Raw genomic sequence first — 7,350 nt, 5'->3', positions numbered from 1 at the left:
GCCCTCACCTATGTGCCCACCTCCCCCGCGTAGGGTCGAGCGGGTGACCACCCCTCTCTGGATCGAGCTCGACGGCGTCGTCAACATGCGTGACGTCGGAGGCCTGCCGACCGCGGACGGTGGTCGGGTCGCCACCGGACGGCTGCTGCGGTCGGACAACCTCCAGGACCTCACCGACGCCGACATCGACGACCTCGTCGAGCGCATCGGCGTGACCGACGTCGTCGACCTGCGCAGCAACGTCGAGGTCCAGCTCGAGGGACCGGGGCCGTTGCGTGCACGCGACCTCACGCACCACCACCACTCACTCTTTCGCGACGACGTGCGGGAGGTGACGGCAGCAGAGGCGCTGGTCCTCCCCTGGTCCAAGGCCGCCCAGGCGGCAGTCGACGCCGAGCCGCGCCTCGACGACGACTACTGGGCGAGCCACTACCTCGGCTACCTCGCCCACCGACCCGACTCGGTCAGCGCTGCCCTGCAGGTGGTGTCGCGGAGCCGCGGCGCGACGATCGTGCACTGCGCCGCCGGCAAGGACCGCACCGGCACCGTCGTCGGGCTGGCGCTGTCCGTGGCCGGCGTGAGCGACGAGGACGTCGTCGCCGACTACGTCGCCACCGGTGAACGGATCGAGCGCGTCATGGCCCGGTTGATGGCTCGCCCTGCCTACGGCGAGGTGCTGGCCGGACAGCCGCCGGACCACCACCGTCCCAAGCCGGAGACGATGCAGCGCATCCTCAGCGTGCTGGCCGAGCGGTACGGCGGCGCGAGCGGCTGGCTCCTGGCCCAGGGCTGGGGCGAGGACGACGTCGACGCCCTGCGGGCGAGCCTGCGCGCCTGACCCAGCCAGGCGGCATACCCCCGTGGTGCTGCCGGCGGCGGCTCAGCGAGTCGGCTTGTCGGTCACCCAGAGTCGGATCGTGCCCTGCACCACCGCGGTGCCGTCGTCCCGAACTCCCTTGACCCGCACCGGGATCTCCACATCACCTTCGCGAGCCCAGTCGGCCGGGTCGGTCTCCGCGACGCACGTGATGTCGGTGGTCGCCTTGGCGGTGTACTCCACCTCCATGCCCTTGGGAATCCAACGGCGCGACGGCGGGATGGTCGCCTCGGCGAGGGCGCCCATCGCTGCCTCGAGGCCGTTGCAGATCGCGATGACGTGGACGGTGCCGATGTGGTTCTGCACTCGGCGACGCTTCTTGATGGTCAGCTCGGCGCGGTTGGGTCCGAGCTCGACGAACCGTGGGCGTGCGGTGCGGAAGTAGGGCGCCGCCTGTTCGAAGACGAGCGAGAAGAGGCGCTTGCCCTGGGGGTATGCCGTGAGCCGTCGGTACAGCGCGTAGGTGTCGACCATGCCCGCATGTTACCCGACAGTAACTGAGCGGCGAGGGCGGCGGGCTACTTCTTGGTGACGGCGTCGTTGGACAACGCGGCGATGAAGGCCTCGGGCGGCACCTCGACGCTGCCGATGTTCTTCATCCGCTTCTTGCCGGCCTTCTGCTTCTCGAGCAGCTTGCGCTTGCGGCTGATGTCGCCGCCGTAGCACTTGGCGAGCACGTCCTTGCGGATCGCACGGATGTTCTCGCGGGCGATGATGCGCGAGCCGATCGCGGCCTGGATCGGCACCTCGAACTGCTGGCGCGGGATGAGCTCCTTGAGCTTGCCCGCCATCATGACGCCGTAGGCGTACGCCTTGTCCTTGTGGACGATCGAGCTGAACGCGTCGACCGTCTCACCCTGGAGCATGATGTCGACCTTGACCAGGTCGGCGACCTGGTCACCGTCGGGCTCGTAGTCGAGCGAGGCATAGCCGCGGGTGCGCGACTTGAGCTGGTCGAAGAAGTCGAAGACGATCTCGGCGAGCGGCAGCGTGTAGCGCATCTCGACGCGCTCCTCGGAGAGGTAGTCCATGCCGCGCAGGGTGCCGCGCTTCTGCTGGCACAGCTCCATGATCGCGCCGATGAACTCGCTCGGCGCCAGCACCGTGGCCCGCACGATGGGCTCGGTGACGGAGGTGACCTTGCCGTAGGGGAACTCGCTGGGGTTGGTGACCGTGAGCACCTTGCCGTCGTCCATCGTCACGTCGTAGACGACGTTGGGCAGCGTGGAGATGAGGTCGAGGTCGAACTCGCGCTCGAGCCGCTCGCGCACGATCTCGAGGTGCAGCATGCCGAGGAAGCCGATCCGGAAACCGAAGCCGAGCGCGGCGGACGTCTCGGGCTCGTAGACCAGCGCGGCGTCGTTGAGCTTGAGCTTGTCGAGGGCGTCGCGCAGGTCGGGGTAGTCGGACCCGTCGATCGGGTAGAGCCCGGAGAACACCATCGGCTTGGGGTCGCGGTAGCCGCCCAGCGCCTCCTTGGCGGGCTTGGCGGCATTGGTGACGGTGTCACCCACCTTGGACTGGCGCACGTCCTTCACGCCGGTGATGAGGTAGCCCACCTCGCCGACACCAAGGCCCTTGGCCGGCGTGGGCTCGGGCGAGCTCACCCCGATCTCGAGCAGCTCGTGGGTCGCCTTGGTCGACATCATCGCGATCTTCTCGCGGGGGTTGAGGTTGCCGTCGATGACCCGGACGTAGGTGACCACACCGCGGTAGGTGTCGTAGACCGAGTCGAAGATCATCGCGCGGGCGGGCGCGTCGGCGTCACCGGTGGGCGGCGGCAGCTGCGTGACGATCTGGTTGAGCAGGGGCTCGACGCCGACACCGGTCTTGCCCGACACCCGCAGGCAGTCCTCGGGCTGGCAGCCGATCAGACCGGCCAGCTCCTCGGCGAACTTCTCCGGCTGGGCTGCGGGCAGGTCGATCTTGTTGAGCACGGGGATGATCGCGAGGTCGTTCTCCATCGCGAGGTAGAGGTTCGCCAGCGTCTGGGCCTCGATCCCCTGCGCCGCGTCGACGAGCAGGACCGCACCTTCGCAGGCAGCCAGCGAGCGCGACACCTCGTAGGTGAAGTCGACGTGGCCGGGCGTGTCGATCATGTTGAGCGCGTAGGTCGTCCCGTCGAGCTCCCACGGCATGCGGACGGCCTGCGACTTGATCGTGATGCCGCGCTCGCGCTCGATGTCCATCTTGTCGAGGTACTGGGCGCGCATGTCACGGCCGTCGACCACGCCGGTGACCTGGAGCATCCGATCGGCCAGCGTCGACTTGCCGTGGTCGATGTGGGCGATGATGCTGAAGTTCCGGATCAGGTCGGGCGGCGTTGCGTGCGGCTGCAGCGCGGTGCGGGCCATCGGGGACACGGGTGCTTCAAACCTCACGGGGCATCGGGGAGAACGGAACGGCCCATCCTCCCATGCAACGAGGTATGCCGGTGACGCGCCGTCAGCTCATGGCTGCCGGTTGGTCGATCGCTGCAGGAACGCGGACCAGAGGGCGATGAAGATTCCGGCCACGGCCAGCATGCCGCCCACCCTGGACGGCCACTCGTAGCCCAGGCCCGCCGACAGGACGATCGACCCGAGCCAGGCGCCGAGCGCGTTGGCGATGTTGAGGGTCGAGTGGTTGAGGGCGGCCGCGAGCGCCTGACCCTCGTGGGCGACGTCCATCAGCCGGGTCTGCAGCATCGGGACGAGGATGCTCGGCAGCAGCCCGAGCACGAAGACGGCGATGAGCGCAGACCACTTCGCGGCCTGCACGGCCGGGCCGAAGAGGAACAGCATCACGGCGATCGCCATCAGCAGGACGGTGATCCCCCGGAGCAGGCCCAGGCGGGACGCCGGACCTGAGAGGAGGGCTCCGACCGTCATCCCCACGCCGTAGAGCGCGAGGATCAGCGGGATGGTCGCGCTGCCGAAGCCCCCGAGCTCGGTCATCGTCGGGGAGATGTAGGAGAAYGTGGAGAACATCCCGCCGAAGCCCACGGTGCCGATCCCCAGGGCCAGCCAGACCTGCGGCCGCTTGAGGGCGGACAGCTCCGACCGCATGCTCACCCCGCCGTCGGGTGGGCAGAAGGGCACCCAGCGCCACACCGCGAGGACGGTGACCAGGGCAATCACGCCCACCACGGCATACGGCCACTGCCAGCCGTAGCTCTGGCCGATGCGTGTCGTGACCGGAACCCCGACGATGTTGGCCACCGTGAGCCCCGTGATCATCATCGACACGGCCCAGGTGCGCCGGTGTGCGGGGACCATCGATGCCGCGACCAGCGACCCGACCCCGAAGTAGGCGCCGTGCGGCAGCCCGGACAGGAAGCGCGCCGCCACGAGCAGGCCGTAGCTGCTCGCGAAGGCGGACAGCACGTTGGCCACGGCGAAGGCCCCCATCAGCCAGAGCAGCAGCTGCTTGCGCGGCATCTTCGTACCCAGCGTCGCCAGGACCGGGGCACCCACGACGACGCCCGCTGCATAGGCGGACACGATGTGGCCCGCCGTCGGGATGTCGACGTCCACCCCGGCCGCCACCTCGGGCAGCAGCCCCATGGTCACGAACTCGGTGGTGCCGATCGCGAACCCACCGACCGCCAGCGCCAGCAGGGCGAGGTTGACGTGGGTGGGGCGAACCACCGGCTCGTCGAGGTCAGGTGTCTGCGCGGAGAGGGTGGCGTCGCTCACGGGAGTGCAACGACAGCGGGTCGGCCGGTCATTCCTCCATGGTGCGCCCCGGCGGCGGGTTGGGTGCGGATCGCCCAGCCGTCGAGACATAGCATCGGACGCGACCGACACAGCATCGAGGGGACCATGGCCGAACCGATCCAGTACGCCCACCCGCCGGGGGCGCCGCAGCCCGCGGACGGGGCGCCGCAGCCCGCGGACGGGGCGCCGCCTCTCCCCCCTGCCGCGCCCGGGTACCGCCAGCAGGTGCGGTCGCACCTGCGCCACCCCCTCGAGAACCTCTGCCTGGTGGTCGTGATCCTCCTGTCGCTGCTCGTGTGGGCCGTCTCGGGTTACGAGGTGGCGTCCGCGATCATCGACCGTCGCGAGCCGGATCCCTATGCCGTCTTCTTCCTGGCGGCGCCCCTGCTCATCTACTTCCTGCGTGGCCAGCTCTACGCGGGGCTGCGCCTGTCGGGCGTGAAGATCTCGCCGACGCAGTACCCCGAGGCCCACCAGATGCTGCTCGACGCCAGCGCGCACTACGGCCTGCCGAAGGTGCCAGACGCCTACGTCGTCCTGGGCAACGGCATGATCAACGCTGCCGCGTCGGGGCACGGCTTCCGCCGGTTCATCTTCGTCTACAGCGACCTGTTCGAGATCGGTGGGCAGGCGCGCAACCCGGACGCGTTGCGGTTCATCATCGGACACGAGGTGGGGCACATCGCGGCGGGCCACACGAGCTACTGGCGGATCCTGGGCATCAGCGGCGCACAGTGGATCCCGTTCGTGGGTTCGACGCTGAGCCGCAGCCAGGAGTACACCGCCGACAACTTCGGGTACTCGCTGGTCCCACACGGCAGCGCTGGCGCGATGGCGACGCTCGCGGCTGGCAAGTACCTCAACCGCACGGTGGACGTGAACGCGCTGGCCGACCGCGCCACGACGGAGAAGGGCTTCTTCGTCTGGGTGGTCAATGCGCTGGCCTCGCACCCGGTCCTGGTGTGGCGCTCCCACGCGCTGCGCGACCGCCGCCGCCCGGGCCGGCTGCTGTGGAGGCCGAAGGACCGCCCGTGACCGACGAGGTCGACTACCGGCGCACGTCCTTGCGGCCGGCCTTCGCAGAGCTGCCACCACAGGTGCGCGAAGGCATCGCGACCGTGGCCGGGTCGGCCGTCGACGTCGCCTCCCCGCCTGTGACGACGGGCTTCACCGGCGCGTATGCCGGTTTGCTGGCCCTGCGCGACGGTCGCCGAGTGTTTGCCAAGGCTGCCGGGCCGTCGGCTCCCTTTGCCCTGCAGGCCATTCCACGCGAGGCGCGCATCCTGGGGGCTCTGGCGGGTCGGGTGACAGCGCCTGAGCTGGTCGGGGCCGCGGCGGCTGGGGACTGGCAGCTGATGGTCCTCGAAGCGATCGAGGGCGACATGCCCGGGGTGCCCTGGGCCCAGCGCGATGCCGAGGCCGCGCACGCCGCGTGCGTCGAGCTCGCCCAGCTCGACCCAGTGGTCGTGGCCGGGTTGACGGACGCCTCGTTTGCGCTCGACGTCGGCGGCGATGCCGCGGCCCTGGCGTGCCTGGACGAGCTGGCGAGCGGCGCGCGGTCGTGGCCGGACGGCATACCGCCACTGCCTCCCGCGCTGGCCACGGAGGTGGCCGGGCTCGGGCGGCTGGCCGCGGAGGCACTGGTCGGGGACCGGCTGGTGCACAGCGACCTGCGGCCGGACAACATGCTCATCACCCCGCAGGGTCGGGCACGGCTGGTCGACTGGAACTGGGTGGCTCGCGGGCCGGCGTGGTGCGACTTCGTCGGGCTGCTGCCGCTGATGGCACACCACGGCGTCGACGTCGACCGGATGGTGGAGCGGTCGCCCCTGCTCGAAGGCGTCGATCCCGAGGCCGTGGACTCGTTGCTCGCGGTCATCGTGGGCTACATGGTCGACGCGTGCGTGCAGCCGACGTTTCCCGGCTCGCTCAGTGCCGTCCGCGACCACCAGCGCCACATGGCCCGAACGTTCCTCGCGCTGCTGGGCGCACGGCGAGGGTGGTCCTGACCCTTGGCACTCGACGCCGACCGAACGAGCCCGCTGAGGTCGATTCGTCAGTAACCTCAGGCCGATGGGGAACTCGTCACAGACCAAGGCCGGGACGAGGCGGAGCTGGTTGGGACGCCTGTGGGGGCTGGTCACCGGCGCCTACCCGGGTGACTTCGTCGGCGCCCCGACGATGGAATACTCCCCCGTCGCCGATGGCAGGCCGGATCCGGGTGAGATCGTGTGGACCTGGGTGCCGTTCGAGGACAACCATCGCCAGGGCAAGGACCGGCCGGTCCTGCTGATCGGGCGGGACGGTCGGTGGCTGCTCGGCGTCATGCTGACGACCAAGCTCCGGTCTGGCTCTGAGCGCGGTCGGCGTGGGGCGCCGGACCGCGTCAGCATCGGCGTGGGCTCGTGGGACCGTCAGCGGCGGCCCAGTGAGGTGAAGGTGGACCGGATCATCCGCGTGAAGCCCAGCAAGATCCGACGGGAGGGCGCGGCCATCGACGCAGAGCGCTTCGCCCTGGTCGCCGAGGCGATCCGCACTGTCGGTGGCGCTCGGTAGACTCGAACACATGTTCGAATCATCCACCGTTGCTGCGGCGATCCAGTCGGAGCTGGACCGGTTGCGCACCGATGGCCGGGACCGGTCGCTGGGTGAGCTGGTGGAGCTGGTGGGTGCCTGTCAGTCGCTGGTCAACCAGGTCACCGCGCTGCAGACCCTGGCGCTGGCGCACGTGGCGGCGGTCGAGGATGTCGGCCTGGAGGACGGCACCGTGGTGGA

8 protein-coding genes are annotated in these 7,350 nt (G+C 69.8%); 5 read left to right on the top strand and 3 right to left on the bottom strand.

What is annotated here, in order from left to right:
* Window positions 1-43 precede the first annotated feature (43 nt).
* Window positions 44-838 (top strand): tyrosine-protein phosphatase, encoded by a 795-nt coding sequence (locus AC1DVZ_RS18485; RefSeq protein WP_477619660.1) that lies wholly within the window; start codon window positions 44-46, stop codon window positions 836-838.
* A gap of 42 nt (window positions 839-880) precedes the next feature.
* Here the strand turns inward: AC1DVZ_RS18485 and AC1DVZ_RS18480 are convergent, their stop codons facing one another.
* The 3 genes from AC1DVZ_RS18480 to AC1DVZ_RS18470 all read right to left on the bottom strand — a co-directional run bounded on the left by AC1DVZ_RS18480 (window position 881) and on the right by AC1DVZ_RS18470 (window position 4,554).
* Window positions 881-1,351 (bottom strand): hotdog fold domain-containing protein, encoded by a 471-nt coding sequence (locus AC1DVZ_RS18480; RefSeq protein ID WP_477619659.1) that lies wholly within the window; start codon window positions 1,349-1,351, stop codon window positions 881-883.
* Window positions 1,352-1,395: 44 nt separating this feature from the next.
* Window positions 1,396-3,231 carry a translation elongation factor 4 gene (lepA, locus tag AC1DVZ_RS18475; protein WP_477619661.1) on the bottom strand — a complete coding sequence of 612 codons (1,836 nt, stop codon included), beginning with the start codon at window positions 3,229-3,231 and terminating at the stop codon, window positions 1,396-1,398.
* A gap of 96 nt (window positions 3,232-3,327) precedes the next feature.
* Window positions 3,328-4,554, bottom strand: coding sequence for an MFS transporter (locus AC1DVZ_RS18470; protein ID WP_477619658.1), 1,227 nt, complete (start codon window positions 4,552-4,554; stop codon window positions 3,328-3,330).
* Between the two features lie 126 nt (window positions 4,555-4,680).
* Here AC1DVZ_RS18470 and AC1DVZ_RS18465 point away from each other — a divergent pair, with 126 nt between their 5' ends.
* From AC1DVZ_RS18465 to AC1DVZ_RS18450, 4 genes are all read left to right on the top strand, one after another.
* Entirely contained in the window at window positions 4,681-5,610 is a 930-nt protein-coding gene (locus AC1DVZ_RS18465) for a M48 family metallopeptidase (RefSeq protein WP_477619657.1), read from the top strand.
* Entirely contained in the window at window positions 5,607-6,584 is a 978-nt protein-coding gene (locus tag AC1DVZ_RS18460; protein WP_477619656.1) for a phosphotransferase family protein, read from the top strand. The genes AC1DVZ_RS18465 and AC1DVZ_RS18460 overlap by 4 nt, the downstream gene beginning before the upstream one ends.
* A gap of 64 nt (window positions 6,585-6,648) precedes the next feature.
* Complete coding sequence (locus tag AC1DVZ_RS18455) at window positions 6,649-7,131, top strand: type II toxin-antitoxin system PemK/MazF family toxin (RefSeq protein ID WP_477619655.1); 483 nt, start codon at window positions 6,649-6,651, stop codon at window positions 7,129-7,131.
* Between the two features lie 10 nt (window positions 7,132-7,141).
* Window positions 7,142-7,350, top strand: a 209-nt coding sequence (locus AC1DVZ_RS18450; protein WP_477619654.1) for a hypothetical protein, incomplete at its 3' end; no start/stop codon positions are given.

The organism is Pedococcus sp. P2_E5, assembly GCF_056403895.1.
Note: the sequence above shows the minus strand (reverse complement) of the source record. Positions and strands in the feature narration are given on the sequence as shown.

Bases quoted from the DNA above. Each gene is read 5' to 3' on its own strand.
- AC1DVZ_RS18465 (WP_477619657.1), top strand. From the start codon at position 4,681: ATGGCCGAACCGATCCAGTACGCCCACCCGCCGGGGGCGCCGCAGCCC.
- AC1DVZ_RS18480 (WP_477619659.1), bottom strand. From the start codon at position 1,351: ATGGTCGACACCTACGCGCTGTACCGACGGCTCACGGCATACCCCCAG.
- AC1DVZ_RS18455 (WP_477619655.1), top strand. From the start codon at position 6,649: ATGGGGAACTCGTCACAGACCAAGGCCGGGACGAGGCGGAGCTGGTTG.
- lepA (WP_477619661.1), bottom strand. From the start codon at position 3,231: ATGGCCCGCACCGCGCTGCAGCCGCACGCAACGCCGCCCGACCTGATC.